Origin of the sequence: Cupriavidus mimosae (genome assembly GCF_023952485.1) — a bacterium.
GTDB classification, from domain to species: Bacteria; Pseudomonadota; Gammaproteobacteria; order Burkholderiales; family Burkholderiaceae; genus Cupriavidus; species Cupriavidus taiwanensis_C.
Map to the genome: position 1 here is coordinate 20,554 of NZ_JALHRY010000010.1, position 17,553 is coordinate 38,106.

At 69.3% G+C, this 17,553-nt stretch carries 14 protein-coding genes and 2 tRNA genes; 12 read left to right on the forward strand and 4 right to left on the reverse strand.

Translation table 11 applies throughout. From position 1 onward, the window contains the following. Positions 1 to 95: 95 nt before the first annotated feature. From MKD50_RS18860 to MKD50_RS18890, 7 genes are all read left to right on the forward strand, one after another. Entirely contained in the window at positions 96 to 1,220 is a 1,125-nt protein-coding gene (locus MKD50_RS18860) for an acyltransferase family protein (protein ID WP_252668193.1), read from the forward strand. Positions 1,221 to 1,487: 267 nt separating this feature from the next. Beyond that, positions 1,488 to 2,726, forward strand: a complete 1,239-nt coding sequence (locus MKD50_RS18865; protein WP_115701071.1) for a GTP cyclohydrolase II — start codon at positions 1,488 to 1,490, stop codon at positions 2,724 to 2,726. After that, positions 2,723 to 4,018 carry a URC4/urg3 family protein gene (locus MKD50_RS18870; protein ID WP_115701068.1) on the forward strand — a complete coding sequence of 432 codons (1,296 nt, stop codon included), beginning with the start codon at positions 2,723 to 2,725 and terminating at the stop codon, positions 4,016 to 4,018. Before MKD50_RS18865 ends, MKD50_RS18870 begins: the two co-directional genes overlap by 4 nt. Positions 4,019 to 4,090: 72 nt before the next feature. After that, the gene (gene upp / locus MKD50_RS18875) at positions 4,091 to 4,786 is read left to right on the forward strand and encodes a uracil phosphoribosyltransferase (protein ID WP_115701066.1); all 696 of its coding nucleotides are present in this window, start codon (positions 4,091 to 4,093) and stop codon (positions 4,784 to 4,786) included. Next, complete coding sequence (locus MKD50_RS18880) at positions 4,786 to 5,466, forward strand: TetR/AcrR family transcriptional regulator (RefSeq protein WP_172581826.1); 681 nt, start codon at positions 4,786 to 4,788, stop codon at positions 5,464 to 5,466. The genes upp and MKD50_RS18880 overlap by 1 nt, the downstream gene beginning before the upstream one ends. 42 nt (positions 5,467 to 5,508) lie before the next feature. Beyond that, complete coding sequence (locus MKD50_RS18885; RefSeq protein ID WP_252668195.1) at positions 5,509 to 6,795, forward strand: amidohydrolase family protein; 1,287 nt, start codon at positions 5,509 to 5,511, stop codon at positions 6,793 to 6,795. 96 nt (positions 6,796 to 6,891) lie between these two features. Next, positions 6,892 to 6,978 (forward strand) — tRNA-Leu (locus tag MKD50_RS18890). 121 nt (positions 6,979 to 7,099) lie between these two features. Here the strand turns inward: MKD50_RS18890 and MKD50_RS18895 are convergent. Beyond that, the gene (locus MKD50_RS18895; RefSeq protein WP_252668198.1) at positions 7,100 to 8,926 is read right to left on the reverse strand and encodes a GGDEF domain-containing protein; all 1,827 of its coding nucleotides are present in this window, start codon (positions 8,924 to 8,926) and stop codon (positions 7,100 to 7,102) included. 250 nt (positions 8,927 to 9,176) lie between these two features. Here MKD50_RS18895 and MKD50_RS18900 point away from each other — a divergent pair, with 250 nt between their 5' ends. Then, complete coding sequence (locus MKD50_RS18900; protein ID WP_252668200.1) at positions 9,177 to 10,097, forward strand: hydrolase; 921 nt, start codon at positions 9,177 to 9,179, stop codon at positions 10,095 to 10,097. An 84-nt stretch (positions 10,098 to 10,181) separates the two neighbouring features. Here the strand turns inward: MKD50_RS18900 and MKD50_RS18905 are convergent. Then, a tRNA-Arg gene (locus MKD50_RS18905) sits at positions 10,182 to 10,258 on the reverse strand. Positions 10,259 to 10,339: 81 nt separating this feature from the next. After that, positions 10,340 to 12,037 carry an MBL fold metallo-hydrolase gene (locus tag MKD50_RS18910; protein ID WP_252668202.1) on the reverse strand — a complete coding sequence of 566 codons (1,698 nt, stop codon included), beginning with the start codon at positions 12,035 to 12,037 and terminating at the stop codon, positions 10,340 to 10,342. Between the two features lie 254 nt (positions 12,038 to 12,291). Between MKD50_RS18910 and MKD50_RS18915 the strand changes: the two genes are divergently transcribed. The 4 genes from MKD50_RS18915 (at position 12,292) to MKD50_RS18930 (ending at position 15,068) form a co-directional block, all read left to right on the forward strand. Further along, positions 12,292 to 12,669, forward strand: coding sequence for a short-chain fatty acid transporter (locus tag MKD50_RS18915; RefSeq protein WP_240070816.1), 378 nt, complete (start codon positions 12,292 to 12,294; stop codon positions 12,667 to 12,669). 97 nt (positions 12,670 to 12,766) lie between these two features. Further along, complete coding sequence (locus MKD50_RS18920; RefSeq protein WP_092315624.1) at positions 12,767 to 13,063, forward strand: YciI family protein; 297 nt, start codon at positions 12,767 to 12,769, stop codon at positions 13,061 to 13,063. A gap of 45 nt (positions 13,064 to 13,108) precedes the next feature. Further along, on the forward strand, positions 13,109 to 13,393 hold the full coding sequence (catC, locus tag MKD50_RS18925; protein ID WP_115701055.1) for a muconolactone Delta-isomerase: 285 nt from the start codon (positions 13,109 to 13,111) through the stop codon (positions 13,391 to 13,393). Positions 13,394 to 13,655: 262 nt separating this feature from the next. Further along, positions 13,656 to 15,068: a DUF1254 domain-containing protein gene (locus MKD50_RS18930; RefSeq protein ID WP_252668204.1), complete on the forward strand. Its 1,413-nt coding sequence runs from the start codon at positions 13,656 to 13,658 to the stop codon at positions 15,066 to 15,068. 93 nt (positions 15,069 to 15,161) lie between these two features. On the opposite strand, the gene metE is transcribed toward MKD50_RS18930, so the two are convergent. After that, entirely contained in the window at positions 15,162 to 17,552 is a 2,391-nt protein-coding gene (gene metE / locus MKD50_RS18935; protein WP_252668205.1) for a 5-methyltetrahydropteroyltriglutamate--homocysteine S-methyltransferase, read from the reverse strand. Position 17,553: the final 1 nt, after the last annotated feature.

The window sequence follows — 17,553 nt, forward strand, 5'->3', positions numbered from 1 at the left end:
AACCAATCCGCAAAATGTATTCATTGCGCCACATTGAGTGGTGGTGCAACGGGTAGAATCGCGCCTTCCGTGCCCTTTGCATCATCCCTATAACAATGAGCTCCCGCCCGTCGCGCCTGCCGTGCATCGACGCCCTCAAAGCCGTCAGTTCGCAACTGATCGTCCTGCACCACCTCGCCTTCTATGGACCGATGTCCGACGCCGCCTACCAACTGGCGCCGGGGCTGGTGGAGTGGCTCTATGACTACGCCCGCATCGCGGTGCAGGTGTTCCTGGTGATCAGCGGCTTCCTGGCGGCGCGCAGCCTGGCACCCGAGGGACGGCTGGAGATCCGCCAGCACCCGCTGTCGCTGCTGTGGCGCCGCTACCAGAAACTGGTGGTGCCGTTTGCCGCGGCGATCCTGCTCAGCATTGCCGGTGCCGCCGTGGCCCGGCACTGGATGACGCATGACTCGATCCCGGCGTCGCCCTCGCTGGGACAGTTGCTCGCGCATCTGACGCTGCTCCATGACATCGTCGACGTCGACGCGTTGTCGGCCGGGGTCTGGTACGTGGCCATCGACCTGCAGTTGTTCGCGCTGCTGCTGGGCACGCTGTGGGCCGCGCGCGCGGTGTCGCGCGGCAGGGCGCCGGCGGGCGTGGCGGTCAGCATCGGCCTGGTGGCGCTTGTGGCCGTGGCGTCGCTGTTCTGGTTCAACCGCGATGCCGCATGGGATATCTGGGCGGTGTACTTCTTCGGTGCCTATGGCATGGGCACGCTGGCCTACTGGGCGTCGACGCCCGGCCGTCCGCTGCTGCCGCTGGCGCTGCTCGGCGCGGTGGCGCTGGGCGCGCTGGCACTGGACTTCCGGCTGCGCATCGCCGTGGCGCTGGCCACCGCGCTGCTGCTGGCGCTGGCACGGCGCGGCGAATGGCTGGAACGCTGGCCCCGGGCGCGCGTGGTGGGCTACTTCGGGCGCATTTCCTATTCCGTGTTCCTGGTCCATTTCCCGGTGTGCCTGGTGGTCAATGCGCTGATGTCGCATCTGGCACCGGGGCAGCCGGTGCTGAACGCGCTGGGCATGGCGGCGGCGTGGGCCCTGAGCAATGTGGCGGGGGCCTTGTTCTACCGCTTCGTCGAAAGCGCGCAGCCGTTCGCGGCACTGCGGGCGTTGCTGGGCGGCCGCGGTGACGCGGCAGGCGACTCGGGCCCGGGCTCGGCGCGCCGCCCGACCATGTAACCGTTGCAAGCATCGCCGCGCCGCACTACGCGGCGGCTGCGCGCGTGGCATCGCCACCCGCGGCATCCGGGTGGTGCATGCACGCCGCCGGCGTGGTGCCGCCGGCACGCCCGGCGTGCATGGCGCTGCCACGGACCTGCGTTGGACGCCACACACAGTGGCGCCACACTGGCGTAAACGGGCATTGGGCGATGGCACAAAGGTTGCCTAGTATGGAATCGTAAACCTGACCGCTTGGTCAGGATTCCATCGGGAACCGAGGGTGTCATGTCCGACCATATCGTCCTGACTTCGCACGCGCGCCGCGACAAGCCGGCCGAGCCGATCCACTGGGGCGCCCTCACGGCGGCGCAGCGCGGACCGGTGATCGCCAGCCTGGGCAATCCGGCGCAGCGCAATGTGATCGGCACGCACGCCGGCGCCTATGCCATCTACCGCGCCCTCGCGGTCGCCTCCGGCACGCTGCAGCGCGACCATCGTCCCGACCTGACCGATACCGCACCCGCCGAAGCCATCGGCCCGCATCCGCAATGGGGCGACCCTGACAAGATCGTTTCGCTCGACCCGTGGGGACACCTGGTCTCCAGCGTCTTTGCCGACCGCATCGCCGCCGGCGTCGATATCCGCCCGACCATCGCGGTGACCCGTGCGCACATCAACATGCCGGAACTGGTTTCGGCCATCGCCGCGGGCCGGCTCAAGCCCGACGGCGACCTGTTGCATGCCAATGGCGACGTGCGGGTGACCAAGGCGGCGGTCGACCCGGTGTGGTACCTGCCCGGCATGGCGGCCCGCTTCGGCATCAAGGAAAGCGTGCTGCGCCGCAGCCTGTTCGAGCAGACCGGCGGCATGTTCCCGGAACTGGTGACGCGGCCGGACCTGAAGGTTTTCTTGCCGCCGATCGGCGGCATGACGCTGTATTTCTTCGGCGATGTCAGCCAGCTGGGCAAGCCCGAGACCCGCGTGGCCTGCCGCGTGCACGATGAATGCAACGGATCGGATGTGTTCGGGTCAGACATCTGTACCTGCCGGCCGTACCTGGCACATGGCATCGAGGTGTGCATCGAGATGGCGCAGCAGGGCGGTGTCGGGCTGGTGGTCTACAACCGCAAGGAGGGGCGCGCGCTGGGCGAGGTAACCAAGTTCCTGGTCTACAACGCCCGCAAGCGACAGGTTGGCGGTGACCGCGCCGAGACTTATTTTGCCCGTACCGAATGCGTGGCGGGCGTGCAGGACATGCGTTTCCAGGAGCTGATGCCGGATGTGTTCCATTGGCTGGGCATCCGCCGCATCGACCGCTGGGCGTCGATGAGCAACATGAAGCATGGCGCGCTGGTGGCGCAGGGCATCGAGGTGGTCGAGCAGGTGGCGATCCCCGAGGCGCTGATCCCCGCCGACGCCCGTGTCGAGATCGATGCCAAGGTGGCCGCAGGCTACTTTACGCACTACACGCCGCCAGATGCGAACGAACTGGCCCTGGCCAAGGGCAGGGGGTTGAACGAATGACGAGGTATCCCGAGGACAGTGCCGGCGACGAACGCCATGGCAACGGCTGGCTGAGCCCGGTGCCCGAAGGGCATCCCGCGGCGGCGCTGCTGTGCGCCGAGGCGGTGCGCACCCATTGCGCCGCGGTCACCGAACACGTGGCCAGCGGCGCATCCGAACTCTTCAGCTGGCACCCCGACCGCGTGCATGCGATTGCCGATTACGTCGCCAGCACCATCCGGCAGCGCTATCCCGACCTGCAGGTGCCCTATCACAGCCGCTGGCGCCATTTCGAAAGCGGCGCGGGCAACCAGCGCACGGACCGCTGGCAGGTGCTGTGCGAGCGCGCCGCGCTGAGCGGGCCCGAACACCGCGAGGAGCGCGCCCGCATCGGCATCGATCTGGTGATCCCCAGCGTGCTGCTGGATGCAGGCGCCGGGCCGGAGTGGCGCTACCGCGATCCGGCCAGCGACCTGGTGCTGACGCGTTCGGAAGGACTGGGCGCGGCCAGCTTCGACCTGTTCGCGCGCGGTGGCTTTTCCGCGGCGCCGGGCGACCCGCTGCGCGCCGATGCCGAGCGCCTGCAACGCATCGATGCCGACAGCATTGCCCATGCCTTCCAGGTCGCGCAGCACAACCCGCTGGTGGGCCTGGAAGGCCGCGCCGGGCTGCTGCGCCGGCTGGGCGAGGTGATGGACGCGACTCCGGCGCTGTTCGGCCGGCCGGCGCGGCTGGGCAACCTCTATGACTACCTGAAGGCGCATGCCGTCGGCGGCCAGCTCGATGCCGGCTTCCTGCTGCGCACCTTGCTGGTGGGCCTTGGGCCGGTGTGGCCGGGGCGCATCGTGGTCGAGGGCGTGTCGCTGGGCGATTGCTGGCGCCACCCGGCGGCGCCGGGCGGGCTGGTGCCGTTCCACAAGCTGACCCAGTGGCTGACCTATTCGCTGCTGGAGCCGCTCGAGGACGCCGGCCTGACCGTGACCGGCCTCGACGCGCTGACCGGCCTGCCCGAGTACCGCAACGGCGGGCTGCTGTACGACTTCGAGCTGATGGTGCCGCGCGATCCCGGCTTTGCCGCCGAACCGCATGCGGTCGATGAGCCCGTCATCGTCGAATGGCGCGCGTTGACCGTCAGCGGCCTGGACCTGGTGGCCGATTGCGTGCGCCAGGCGCTGGGGCTGGAGGAAGCGCAGTTTCCGCTGGCGCGCGTGCTGGAAGGCGGCACCTGGGCGGCGGGGCGGCGCATCGCCGCCAAGCGCCGGCCCGGCGGCGCGCCGCCGTTTGCCATCACCAGCGACGGCACGGTGTTCTGAACGCGCCGCCCGCGCCGCGGGCGGCGTAGCAAGCAGGGAAGGCTTGTGCAACGTGGCTTCAGGAGCGTCACCATGAACGACATGACCGCTGTTCCCGCAGTCGAGGCGCGCGCGCCGGACCCCGCCGACCCTGCCAGCCTGTCCGGCGTGATGGTGGTCGACCATCCGCTGGTGCAGCACAAGGTCACGCTGGTGCGCAGCGAGGAGACCACCACCGACAACTTCCGCCGCCTGGTGCGCGAGATCAGCCAGCTGCTGACCTACGAGGCCACGCGCGACCTGGCCATGGAAACCATCGCCATCCGCACGCCCATCGCGGCCACGCAATCGCGCGTGCTGTCCGGCAAGAAGCTGTGCCTGGTGTCGATCCTGCGCGCCGGCAACGGCTTTATCGATGGCATGCTCGACCTGCTGCCGGCGGCGCGCGTCGGCCATATCGGCCTGTACCGCGATCCCGAGACGCTGGAGCCGATCGAGTATTACTTCAAGATGCCCGAGGACATCCAGGAGCGCATGGTAATCGTGGTCGACCCGATGCTGGCCACCGGCAATTCGGCCATCGCGGCACTGAACCGGCTCAAGGAGGCCGGTGTCACCACCATGAAGTATGTGTGCCTGATCGCCTCGCGCCCGGGCCTGCGCGCGCTGCGCAGCGCGCATCCGGACGTCGGCATCGTCACCGCGGCCATCGATGACACCCTCAACGAGCACGGCTATATCGTGCCCGGACTGGGCGACGCCGGCGACCGCCTGTACGGCACGCGCTGATGGACCCGCGCGCCGGCCTTGCGCCGACACTGCGCGCGCCGCCCGGGCGCGCGGCGGCGTGCGGCCGCATCCGGCAGGAGAACCAGGCCATGATCCTGCGCGCGGCCGAGCACGTGTTCGCGCGCGCCGGGTTTGCCGGCGCCACCATGGCGGAGATCGCCATGCGCGCCGGCGTGCCCAAGTCGAACCTGCATTACTACTTCCGCACCAAGCAGGCGCTGTACCGCGCGGTGCTGGCGCACACGCTGCAGCTGTGGCTGTCGGAAGCCGACGTGATCCGCGCCGAACTGCCGCCGCAGGTGGCGCTGGAGCAGTACATCCGCGCCAAGATGCGGCTCTCGGCCAGCCATCCGGATGCATCGCGGGTATTCGCCAACGAGCTGCTGCACGGCGCGCCCGAGATCGGCGAGGTGCTGCGCCATGCCCTGCGCGAACTGGTCTCGCGCAAGGCCGCGGTGGTGCAGCAGTGGATCGACCGTGGCCAGATGGCGCCGGTCGATCCGCAGCACCTGTTCTTCACCATCTGGGCCGCCACCCAGACCTACGCGGACTTTGAATCGCAGGTCTGCGCGGTGCTGGGGATCAGCCGGCTGCAGCCGCAGGACTATGCGCACGCCACCGAGCACGTGGTGGTGATGCTGCTGCGCGGCTGCGGCCTGGCGCCGGTGCCGCTGGCCTGAGATCCCACGCCCGTACCCATACCGGATACCACGACACGACCCATGCTCGACCTGATCCTGCGGCATTGCAACCTGCCCGACGGGCGCACCGGCATCGACATCGGCATCGCCGACGGGCGCATCGCCGCAGTCGAGCCGGCCCTGGCGGCGCGCGCGGGCGAAGAGATCGACGCCGCCGGCCAGTTGGTGACGCCGCCCTTCGTCGATGCGCACTTCCATATGGACTCGACGCTGTCGTACGGGCTGCCGCGCGTGAACCAGTCGGGCACGCTGCTCGAAGGCATTGCGCTGTGGGGCGAACTGAAGCCGCTGCTGACGCAGGAGGCCATCGTCGAGCGCGCGCTTGCCTATTGCGACTGGGCCGTGGCGCGCGGGCTGCTGGCGATCCGCTCGCACGTGGATGTGTGCGATCCGCGCCTGCTGGCGGTGGAGGCGCTGTTGCACGTGCGCGAACGCGTGCGGCCATACCTGGACCTGCAGCTGGTGGCGTTTCCGCAGGACGGCGTGCTGCGGGCGCCCGGCGCGCTGGCCAGCCTGAAGCGCGCGCTGGAGCTGGGGGTCGACGTGGTCGGCGGCATTCCGCATTTCGAGCGCACCATGGCGCAGGGGGCGGAGTCGGTGCGGCTGCTGTGCGAGCTGGCGGCGGAACGCGGCCTGCGGGTCGACATGCATTGCGACGAAAGCGACGATCCGCTGTCGCGCCATATCGAGACGCTGGCCAGCGAAACCGTGCGGCTGGGCCTGCAGGGCAGGGTGGCGGGATCGCACCTGACTTCGATGCATTCGATGGACAACTACTACGTGTCCAAGCTGATCCCGCTGATGCGCGAGGCTGGCGTGGCGGCGATTGCCAATCCGCTCATCAACATCACCCTGCAGGGGCGGCACGATACTTATCCCCGGCGCCGCGGCATGACGCGTGTGCCCGAGCTGATGGCGGCCGGCGTGCCGGTGGCCTTCGGCCACGATTGCGTGATGGACCCGTGGTACGGCCTGGGCTCCGGCGACATGCTGGAAGTGGCGCACATGGGCCTGCATGTGGCGCAGATGACCGGGCAGGAGGCGATGCGCGCCTGCTTCAACGCGGTCACCGCCACGCCGGCGCGCATCCTGGGGCTGGAGGACTATGGCGTGGCTCCCGGCTGCCGCGCCGACCTGGTGCTGCTGCAGGCGCGCGATCCGGTCGAGGCGATCCGGCTGCGCGCCACGCGGCTGCGCGTGCTGCGCGCCGGCAAGACCATCGCCACCATGCCGGCGGCGACCGCGGCGCTGACGCTGCCGGGCCGCCCGGGGCAGGTGGATTTCCGGCGCGGCGGCGGTGCGGCATAGCGAGCACAAAGTTTTTTGCGGGCGGATGTTGACAGTGTCGGCAGCACTCGGCATAATTTTGTTCTTCGCAGCGCTGCAGCAATGCAGCAAAACGAAGCCCAGATGGCGGAATTGGTAGACGCACTAGGTTCAGGTCCTAGCGGTGGCAACACTGTGGAGGTTCGAGTCCTCTTCTGGGCACCAAAATTCGGAAAGGCTCGCGCAAGCGAGCCTTTTTTCGTTTCAGGCCATGCTCCATGGCAACCACGTCCGCGCCAGCGGGCTTTTTTTCGTCCGTAGTTTCTGATCTGGCTGGCGCAGTAGTTTAGCGTCCCGCCATCCCCTCCAGTTCCTGCGCCTCGCGCACGCAGTTGCGTCCCTCTGCCTTGGCGCGGTACATGGCCGCGTCTGCCGCGCCGAACAGGCGCTGCCAGTGGCTGGCGCCGCCATGGCCGACGGCGACGCCGAAGCTGGCGGTCACGCCAAGCTGCGTGGTGCCGGACAGGTAGACCGGCTGCGCCGCGATGGCAGCCCTCAGCGTTTCCGCCAGTGCCGCGGCTTCGCCGGGCCGGCCGTGCGGCAGCCACAGCGCAAACTCCTCGCCGCCGAAGCGGGCCAGCACGCCCTCGGCCGGCACCAGCGCGCGCATCTGCGCGGCGATATTGCGCAACACCTGGTCGCCCGCCGCATGGCTGTGGCGGTCATTGATCTGCTTGAAGCGGTCGACGTCGATCAGCACCAGGCTGGCGCTTTCGTGCGCGCCGTACCGGGCCGCCACCAGTTCCAGCGCGCGCCGGTTCAGCAGGCCGGTGAGGCTGTCGGTGCGGGCCTGTTGCTCCAGTTGCGCGGTCAGCGCGGCGCGCTCGCGCAGCTTGCGGCGCAGGATGTCGATGGCATCGAACAGGCGCCGCATCTCGGCGGCCTGGCCCATGCGCCGGGCCTGCGCGGCAGCCTCGGATGGCGCGGTCTCGTGCCGCTGGCCGCGGCCCTCGGCCAGCGCGATCACTTCCGCCCGCGCGCGCAGCAGCGGCAGGAACACCGCGCGCCGCGCGAACACCAGCACGTAGCCCAGCACCGCGAGGATCAGCGCGGACGTGCCGCATGCGGCCGCGAGCCGGCGCAGCGCGCGCTCGCGCGTGCTGGTGAAATGCGCCACCACCTCGTCCAGGAACACGCTGCGCAGCCGCTCCAGCGGCTCAAGCGTAGGCACGTAGCGGTTGGTCAGTTCGGTGGGCGTCATCGAGTAATTGCCTGAGATGCGCCCCTGCGCGACCAGGCTGTCGACCATGGCCACGCCGCGGCCGAAGAACTGGTGGCCGGTGTCGGCATAGGCCTGTTCCAGCGCCGGCGCGGCGCCGAACATGTTGTACGCCGGTCCGGCCAGTTGCCACAGCGCCAGCAGCCGTCCGCGCGAGCGCGTCGCGTCGACCAGGCTCTGCACCGGCATCGGCTGGCGCGCCGCCACCGGCGCCATGATCTGCGATGCCATGCGCCCGGCGTACTCGCGCAGGTCGCCCAGCATCTTGCCGGTCAGCGCGGGCGCGGCCAGGCCGTCATCGCAAACGGAAAGCTCGCGCACCTGCCAGGCGATGGCGGGCTGCAGTGCGTCGACGACCTCGAACATGCTTTCGATGGCATGGCGGATCTCGTCCATGTCGCGCTGCTGCGGCGCGCGCGCGGCAAGTTCGTCGATCTCGGCGCGCGCCCGCGCCAGGCGCTCGCGCACGCGCTCGATCATCAGCGGTGGCGGGTGATGGCTGTGCAAGCCGAAAGGGGCCGGCGGCGGTGCGGACAGCCGCGCCAGCGCCGCGTCGCTGCGAGCGCGAAACGCCTGCAGGCGCTCGCGCGCCGCGCTGTGGGGCGAGGGCGGTTCGCCCAGCACGCTGTTGGCCGGGCCGCGTTCGGCGGACAGCGTGTTGGCGGCGTCGAGCACCTCGCGGTACGCCGAGATGTCGTACAGGTTCTGCCGGGCCGCGGCGAAGTCGCCGTACGAGGCGGCGATCACCAGCGCCGCCAGCACCACCGTGCACAGGCCGCCCACCGTAGTCGCCACCGCCAGCTTGCGCTGCAGGCTGCGGCGCGGTCCGTTGCCGGCGGTCAGGGCAGTGGCGTTGCCGGGATCAAGCTGTCGGGCGCGATGCCGCAGGGCCATGCTGTCTCCACCCGGCTGCCAGTGGCCGGGCCATGCGTGAAAATTCTGTCAATCCCGACATTATTGACGAAAAGGCTGCGGCACCTGTCCAAATCTTCCGCGATTCGCGCGGGCGACACCGGCGCCGCCGCTGCCCGGCAGGTTTTCACGGGCGCGCGCAGCCGAACATACGCGGCTAACGCTGGCGGGGCATTTGACCTATGCTCAAGCTCATCGGGCAGGCATTTATAACGTCCCGAAGGTGGTTGCCATGACTGTGGTCTTGTCATCATCGAGAGAAAGGGAGGCGGGCACGAGCCCCGGATGGCACGGCTGTGCCGCGCATCCCGGCATCGCCCACCATCACCTGCACTACTGCGCCATGCTGGCCATGCTGATGTGTGCGCTGGCCCACGCAGACGAAGCCTTGCCGGATTTTCACGGCGTTCCTGCCGCTGATCCGCCGCTGCAGGCAAGCCTGGCGCAAGCCGGGCCGGCGGAACCGGCGCAGCTTTCCGGGCAACCGGCCGACGGCTCCGAAGCGGGTGGCTGGATGGTCCAGCCGCTGGAGCCGGTGGTGGTCGAATACGCGGCAGTGCCGACGCCATCCTCATCCCCATCTACTTCAGCCTTGCCCCGCGCCATCGGCGCCGGGCCCGATGACGATGCCCCTGGCCTTGCCGCCGCGGACCGCGAGACCGCGGCCATGCCGGAGCGTGCGCGCCGGTTGTCGCTGCATCTCGATGACATCACCACCGCCAGCGGCTTTGCCGACAATCGCGTGCGCACCATGGCGCTGGCGGTCGATGCCGTGGTGCCGCGTGCCGGCGGGCTGACCATCCAGCCGCGGCTGCAACTCGCCTACCAGCCCGGCACGAGCGCGGATCCGAACAAGTTGTCGCAGGCGATGCCCGGCGATGCCAGCGCCACCGGCATCGGCGTGCGCCTGTACGGCGCGCAGCCGACGCGGCTGGCCGGAATCTATCCGTTCGTTGAGGCCGACTGGTGGCAGGAGAGCCGCAAGCAGGTCATCAATATCAACGGCACCAAGATCGATGCCGACCTGCTGCGCGGACTGTTCTCGTTCAATATCGGCGCGCATGGCAATACCAAGACCGGCGTGAAGCTGTGGTTCAAGGTCCGGGCGGGGCGCAACCCGAGCGGCACCGTCGGCGCGCGCTATCGGTGGTAGGGGTGGTGGGGGCAGTCGCGCGCAACGCGCGCGGCAACAAAAAAGGGCTTCCGTTTCCGGAAGCCCTTTTTCTTTCTGCATAGGTGGCGCGGCTGGCAGGATTCGAACCCACGACCCCTTGGTTCGTAGCCAAGTACTCTATCCAACTGAGCTACAGCCGCACACGAGAAGCGGAATTGTATAGCAATTATCGATTTGCGCAAGCCCCCCCTGCCAAAAATCTTTAACCGCCTCTGTCGGCGTCAGCCTGCGGCTTCCGACCAGACGCCATCCGCCTCCCGCGCCTTGCCTTCGTCGCGCAGCTTGATCAGGTGCGCCAGCAGCGAGCGCTGCGCCACCGGATGCATGCGCGGCGGCACATCGTCATAGACGCGCAGCACCAGTTCGCCGAGCGCGGCCGGGCCAAGTTCGCGCAGCGCGCCGGCGACCTTGGCCTCGCGCTGCAGGCGGTGCCGCACCAGGATGCGGATGGCGTCCTGCGGGCGCGCGATCAGGAAACCATGTCCCGGCGCCAGCCACTCCAGGTCTTCTTCCTGGAGCGCCGCGAGCGAGTCGAGGTAGGCGCGCATGTCGCCATCGGGCGGGCCGATCACCACCGTCGATCCCTGCATCACGTGGTCGCCGGTGAAGAGCGTCTTTTCTTCCTCGAGCAGGTAGCAGAGGTGGTTGGACGCATGGCCGGGGGTGTGGCAGACCCGCAGCGTGCAATCGTCGGCCAGGGCCAGGCGTTCGCCGTGCTGCAGTTCGCGCTGAGGTGCGAAGGTGGTGTCCTGCCAGGGGCCGGCGGGGGCGGCGCGTCCCAGCACGGTGGCGCCGGTGGCGGCCTGCAAGGCCGCCGCCGCGGGGGAGTGGTCCAGGTGCGTATGCGTGGCGAGGATCCAGCGGATCGGGCCGGGCGCCGCTTCCAGGATGGCGCGCACATGCTCGCCATCGTCCGGGCCCGGATCGATCACCGCCCATTCGTTGCGCGCGCCACCGCCGACCAGGTAAGTGTTGGTGCCCGGGCCGGTCATCACGCTGCCGTTGTTGGCCGTGACGCGCCATATCCGCTGCGACAACGGCACCGGCACGCCGGGCGCCAGCTCGTAGCGGCCATGCACCTTGCCGTCGGGATCGATGCGGCCGATTTCGGCGTAGCAGGGCTCGTTCGGCATCACCGGGCGCACCCCGGCCGCGCCGTTTGCCAGGCGCGGCATGATGCAGGCGATGCCGCGCAGCTGCGAGAAATAAGCAAAGCAGGCGCTGGCGCTGTCGAATTGCGCGATCGAGTCCAGCGTGCGGCGCGTGACATGCATCATCGGCAGGCCACTGGCCGGGTCGGCGGCCTCGGCCGGGCGTACCCAGCGGTGTTCGACGACCTCGGTGCCGTCGGGTACGGCCAGCTGGCCCTCCGGGGCGATGGCGACAAAGAAGCGGGTATCGAAACGCTTGGGCAGGCCGGGCGGCGTCAGCCAGTAGCTGTGATAAGCCAGCCGGTCCGCCGCCAGGCGCAGGCCCAGTTGCTCGCAGGCGTGGGCCAGTCCGGGACCGCCGCGTTGCACGGCCTCGCGCAGCAGCGCCTGCTGCGCGGCGTCCAGTTCGTGCGGCGCGCGCGGGCGTCCCTGATGATCGCAGGCGAACAGCAGGCCGGCCTCTTCGAAGCATTCGCGCACCGCGGCGAGGTAGAAGTCCAGGCCGCTGGCCGGCAGGCCCAGGCGTTCGCTGGCGAGCACGTCATCGAGGCCGTGGGCGTGCGCGTGCAGGTGCCGGTCTTGCGCATCGAGGGTGCCGCCGGGAAAAACATAGGCGCCGCTGCTGCGGTCGTTGGCGCGTTCGACGCGGCGCACCAGCAGCACTTCCATGCCGGCGGGCGCGTCGCGCACCACCAGCAGGCTGGCGGCCGTGCGCAGCAGCGGGGTGGGATGGGCGGGGCGGTTGCCGCTTGTCTCTGTGGTTGTCATTGGTCGGCATCGTGGTTTGTACGCGCGGCGCGCCGGGGGCAAGGCAGGCAAGGCGCGGCCGCGTGCGCTAGTTTAGCCGCGTTCGCGGATTCGAAAGTCCGGGGAATCCCGGCGCCGCGGCCGCTGCCGCGGTGCGCCGAGCCGGCGGGCCCCAGCGGACGGGCTTTGGCTTTTCCGGCCACAGGCAGTAACCTGATAGCTCCGCTTCACTTTCCGGAGCGCCACCGCCGGCGCTTCCATCGGAGGAGGTCCGCGTGATCCGAGCTTCTTACCTGTGCCTGACGGTTGCTTGCCTGGTGGCGGCCTGCGAGACGCCGCCGCAACGGGCACCGCGCCCGGTGCCGCCGCCCACCACCCGCATCACCGTCGACCCCCAGGCCATGTCCCGGGCGGCTTCCGCGGCCTGCGAGCCGGCGGTGGCGGAAGCGCTCCAGCGCCGCTATCCGCAACCCGGCAGCGTCATGCTGATGGCCGACCGCGAACAGTACTACCAGCGCCCCAACGCGCAGACATCGGTCAACGGCGAAGGCGTGTTCGAGCCGGACGACAGCTCGACCGCGATCGGCTTCCACTACGCCTGCCTGTACAACGCGCGCACCGGCAAGGTCGATGATGTCCAGATGCGGTACTGAGCCGCGCTATGCTCCACCTATATCGCTGCGATGCCGATGTGGGGCGCGCAGATTGCCCGACTTTGATACCCGGCCGCAAGGCTGACAGGAGAACCACATGCCGTACCTGATCGAAACCGTCGACAAGCCTGACCACCAGCACGTGCGCCAGGCCACCCGCGCCAGCCACCTGGACTACCTGGACGCCAACAAGGCACTGTTGCTGGCCTGCGGCGCCAAGCTCAACGATGACGGCTCCGACGCCGGCGGCGGCGTCTATATCGTCGATGTCGACAGCCGCGAGGCCGCGCAGCGTTTTATCGACGCCGACCCGTTCGCCGCGGCTGGCCTTTTTGCCGAGGTGCGCATCGTGCGCTGGCGCAAGGCCTATCTCGACGGCACCTGCCGCCTCTGACCGGGCCGCGCGCGCTGCCCATCGCCACCCAACACCGGAGACTCCATGCTGTTCATGGCCGAAATGACCGTCAGGATTCCCGCATCGCTCGACCCGCAATTGGTCGAGCAGCTCAAGGCCGATGAAAAGGCCATGTCGCAGCGCCTGCAGCGCGAAGGCAAGTGGCGCCACCTGTGGCGCGTGGTGGGCCAGTACGCCAACGTCAGCATCTTCGACGTCAGCGACAACGATGAACTGCACACCTTGCTGATCGCGCTGCCGCTGTACCCGTACATGGAGATCAAGGTCACGCCATTGGCCCAGCACGGCTCCGCCATCGCGCAGAACTGAGCCGCCGACCCGCAGCACCGCCCGTGATCCCTGACCGACAGTACCTGACCTTTCCGTAGCCCGGCCGCGTGGCTTATCATGCACCCCTTTCCGTATTGTCCTGCCGTTGGTGCGCCCGGTCTCGGATCCCCGCATCCGAGTCATTGACAGGGTCGTAGCACGCGGACAAGATGCGACCGACAGATGCGCCTCCGGGACGACATGCCGGCAGCCATAGCTGAAATGCCCGCTGAGCGCACAAGAACTTTTGGGAATCGGGGTCATGAAGCCTAACTTTCGTCAATTGGCGGGCGCGGTCACGCTCGCCGTCATGCTGTCCGGCTGCGCCACCGGGCCAGACTATGCCGGCAACCCGGCGGCCGCCGAGCAGCCGCCTTCCGACCAGGCCATGAAGGCCTTGTCCGCCGAGGTCTTCACCTTTGCCTATCCGATGGTGCTGATGGACGTGACGCGCGAGCTGATGACGCTGCGCACGCCCGTCAACACCTTCAGCCACAAGCGCGCCTTCCCGGACGCCACCTTCACCGATGTGGTCAGCCCCAATGCCGACACCCTGTACTCGTCGGCGTGGCTGGACCTGTCGCGCGAGCCGGTGATCCTGTCGGTGCCCGATACGAGCGGGCGCTATTACCTGATGCCGCTGATGGATGCCTGGACCAATGTGTTTGCCGCACCGGGCAAGCGCACCACCGGCACCCGTCGCGGCAATTTCGCCATCACCGGTCCGGACTGGCGCGGCACGCTGCCCAGGGGCCTGCAGGAGATCCGCTCGCCCACGTCGATGGTCTGGCTGATCGGCCGTACTCAGGCCAGCGGCAAGCAGGATTTCGCGGCGGTGCACCGGCTGCAGGACCAGTACCGGCTGACGCCGCTGTCGGCCTGGGGCGGCGGCCGCCGCGTGCCGGACAAGGCCGCCGCGCGGCCCGCGCTGGATCCGGACAGCGCCCCGGTCGAGCAGGTGGCGGCCATGGACGCGCAGGCGTTCTTCACGCGGTTTGCCGCGCTGCTGCCGGCCAACCCGCCGGCGCCGGCCGACAGCGCCATGGTCGACAAAATGCGCCGCATGGGCATCCGCCCGGGCGTGCCGTTCAAGACCACGGTGATGGAGCCGTCCACCGCGCGGGCCGTGCAGGAAGGGGCCACGGCCGCGCTGGCGGCGATCGAGCAGGCGGCGCGCAAGGGCAACGCCGACGCCGGCAACGGCTGGGTCATGCATCGCGACCTGGGCACCTACGGCACCAGCTATGGCCGCCGCGCGGTCACGGCGTGGGTGGGCCTGGGCGCCAACCTGCCGGAGGACGCGATCTACGCCTCCACCCGCACCGATGCCAACGGCAAGCCGCTGCAGGGTGGGGCGCGCTATGTGCTGCACTTCGACAAGAACCAGCTGCCGCCGGCGCGCGCGTTCTGGTCGCTGACCCTGTACAACGAGCGCCAGGCCTTTGTCCCGAACCCGATCCAGCGCTATGCCATCGGCAGCCGCGACCGCCTGCGCTACAACCGCGACGGCTCGCTCGACATCTACATCCAGCATGAGCGCCCGGCCGGCGCCAGGGCTGCCAACTGGCTGCCGGCGCCGCCCGATGGCCTGAACATGATGCTGCGCGCGTACTGGCCGGAACAGGCGCTGCTGGACGGCAGCTGGATGCCGCCGCCGGTGATGCGCGTGAACTGATCCGCCGGACGCCGGCAGGCAAACAGGCCGCATGCCCTGACGGGCATGCGGCCTGTTTTTCTACGCCGCGGTGTTCTGCGTGAGGCTGGCTGGTCAGTGTGCGTGCGTAGCGCAGGCAGTGCAGCCGCCGGCCGTGTGCGGCACCGGTGCGGTGCCGGCCGCGGCGGTGCGCTCGACGCGCTTCCACGCCGCGATTTCCGGCGCCGACAGGCGCTGGCGCAGCGCGCGCGCCGCGCTGACCATGTTGGCCAGCGCCGCTTCGGTTTCCTCCCAGCCGCGTGTCTTCAGCCCGCAGTCCGGATTGACCCACAGCCGCTGCGGCGGCACTACCTCGCAGGCGCGCTCCAGCAGCCGCTCCATCGCCTGCACCGACGGCACCCGCGGCGAGTGGATGTCATAGACGCCCGGCCCGATCTCGTTGGGATAGTCGAAGTCGCCAAAGCCCTCCAGCAGTTCCATCGCCGAGCGCGAGGTCTCGATGGTGATCACGTCGGCGTCCATTGCCGCGATCGCGGGCAGGATGTCGTTGAATTCGGCATAGCACATATGCGTGTGGATCTGGGTCTGGTCCCGCACGCCGCTGGCCGACAGGCGGAACGCGGTCACGGCCCAGTCCAGGTAGGCGTCCCAGTCGGCGCGGCGCAGCGGCAGCCCTTCGCGCAGCGCCGGTTCATCGATCTGGATCACGCGGATGCCGGCCTGCTCGAGGTCGCACACCTCGTCGCGGATTGCGAGCGCGAGCTGGCGCGCGGTGGTGGCACGCGGCTGGTCGTCGCGCACGAAAGACCATTGCAGCATGGTGATGGGGCCGGTCAGCATGCCCTTCATCGGCCGCTCGGTCAGCGACTGCGCGTAGCGGGCGGTGTCGACCGTGATCGGTTCGGGGCGGTACACGTCGCCGTAGATCACCGGCGGCTTGACGCAGCGCGAGCCGTAGCTCTGCACCCAGCCGTTCTCGGTGAAGCCATAGCCGCACAACTGCTCGCCGAAGTATTCGACCATGTCGTTGCGCTCGGCCTCGCCGTGCACCAGCACGTCCAGCCCCAGCGCTTCCTGCTTGCGCACCGCCAGCGCGATCTCGGCGCGGATGCGCTCGAGGTATTCAAGCGCGCCGATCTCGCCGCGCTTGAATGCCGCACGGGTCTGGCGGATCGCGGCGGTCTGCGGGAACGAGCCGATGGTGGTGGTCGGCAGCAGCGGCAACGCAAGCGCCTTGCGCTGGCGTTCGATGCGCTCGGCGAAGGGACTGGCGCGGTGCGCCATCGCATCATTCACGCCAGCCAGGCGCTGCTGTACGCGCGCATTGATCACCCGCCGCGACGCCCGGCGCGACGCCTGCGCGGCGTCCGAGGCTGCCAGGGCGTCGGCGACGGCCCCGTCGCCCTGGTTCAGCGCGCGAGCCAGCACCGACAGTTCGTCCAGCTTTTCGGTGGCGCAGGCGAGCCACGACTTCAGCTCGGCATCGAGCCGCGCTTCCTGCGCCAGCGACACCGGCACATGCAGCAGCGAGCACGACGGCGCCAGCCACAGGCGCTCGCCCAGCGCGCCGTGCAGCGGGCGCAGCAGGTCCAGCACGCGGCGCAGGTCGGTGCGCCAGATATTGCGGCCATCGATCACGCCGAGCGACAGCACTGCGTGATCTGGCAGCACGGCCTGCCATGCCGCCAGCTGCTCGGGGGCGCGCACCAGGTCGATTTGGAAGCCGTCGACCGGCAGCGCGGCCGCGCGCTGCGCATGGTCGGCGGCGCTGTCGAAGTAAGTCGCCAGCAGCAGCTTCGGGCGCGCCGTCGGTCCACCCTCATGCAGCGCGGCATAAGCAGTGTCGAAGGCATCGAGCCACGCCGGTTCCAGGTCCAGGCACAGCGCCGGCTCATCGATCTGCACCCATTCGATGCCGCGAGCCTTGAGCTGGCCCAGGATGCGGCGATACGCCTGCAGCAGCCGTGGCAGCAGCGACAGCCGGTCGAAGCCTGGCACATGGCTTTTCGACAGCCACAGGTAGGTGACCGGCCCGATCAGCGCCGGACGGGCGCGCAGTCCCAGCCCCAGCGCTTCATCGGTCTCCTCGAAAAACCATTGCGGGCCGCCATCGAAGCTGGTGTCGGCGTCGAGCTCCGGGACCAGGTAGTGGTAGTTGGTGTCGAACCACTTGGTCATTTCCATCGCCGGCTGCTCGCGGTTGCCGCGGGCGAGCTCGAAATACTGCGCCAGCGTCAGTTGCGCCGGGTCGAAACCGAAGCGGCGCGGCAGCGCGCCCAGCAGCGCGGTCAGGCTCAGCATCTGGTCGTACCAGGCAAAGTCCCCGGTGGCGACGGTGTCCAGGCCGCGCTCGGCCTGCAACTGCCAGTGGCGGCGGCGCAGTTCGGCGGCCACCGTGCGCAGTTCGGCCTCGGTGCGTTCGCCGCGCCAGAACGCTTCCTGCGCGAATTTCAGTTCACGGCGTTCGCCGATACGGGGAAAGCCGAGGATATGGGTGCGTGCCATG

Excerpts from the sequence above, each read along its gene's own strand:
- MKD50_RS18860 (WP_252668193.1), top strand. The coding sequence starts at position 96 with ATGAGCTCCCGCCCGTCGCGCCTGCCGTGCATCGACGCCCTCAAAGCC.
- MKD50_RS18865 (WP_115701071.1), top strand. The coding sequence starts at position 1,488 with ATGTCCGACCATATCGTCCTGACTTCGCACGCGCGCCGCGACAAGCCG.
- MKD50_RS18870 (WP_115701068.1), top strand. The coding sequence starts at position 2,723 with ATGACGAGGTATCCCGAGGACAGTGCCGGCGACGAACGCCATGGCAAC.
- upp (WP_115701066.1), top strand. The coding sequence starts at position 4,091 with ATGAACGACATGACCGCTGTTCCCGCAGTCGAGGCGCGCGCGCCGGAC.
- MKD50_RS18880 (WP_172581826.1), top strand. The coding sequence starts at position 4,786 with ATGGACCCGCGCGCCGGCCTTGCGCCGACACTGCGCGCGCCGCCCGGG.
- MKD50_RS18885 (WP_252668195.1), top strand. The coding sequence starts at position 5,509 with ATGCTCGACCTGATCCTGCGGCATTGCAACCTGCCCGACGGGCGCACC.
- MKD50_RS18895 (WP_252668198.1), bottom strand. The coding sequence starts at position 8,926 with ATGGCCCTGCGGCATCGCGCCCGACAGCTTGATCCCGGCAACGCCACT.
- MKD50_RS18900 (WP_252668200.1), top strand. The coding sequence starts at position 9,177 with ATGACTGTGGTCTTGTCATCATCGAGAGAAAGGGAGGCGGGCACGAGC.
- MKD50_RS18910 (WP_252668202.1), bottom strand. The coding sequence starts at position 12,037 with ATGACAACCACAGAGACAAGCGGCAACCGCCCCGCCCATCCCACCCCG.
- MKD50_RS18920 (WP_092315624.1), top strand. The coding sequence starts at position 12,767 with ATGCCGTACCTGATCGAAACCGTCGACAAGCCTGACCACCAGCACGTG.
- catC (WP_115701055.1), top strand. The coding sequence starts at position 13,109 with ATGCTGTTCATGGCCGAAATGACCGTCAGGATTCCCGCATCGCTCGAC.
- MKD50_RS18930 (WP_252668204.1), top strand. The coding sequence starts at position 13,656 with ATGAAGCCTAACTTTCGTCAATTGGCGGGCGCGGTCACGCTCGCCGTC.
- metE (WP_252668205.1), bottom strand. The coding sequence starts at position 17,552 with ATGGCACGCACCCATATCCTCGGCTTTCCCCGTATCGGCGAACGCCGT.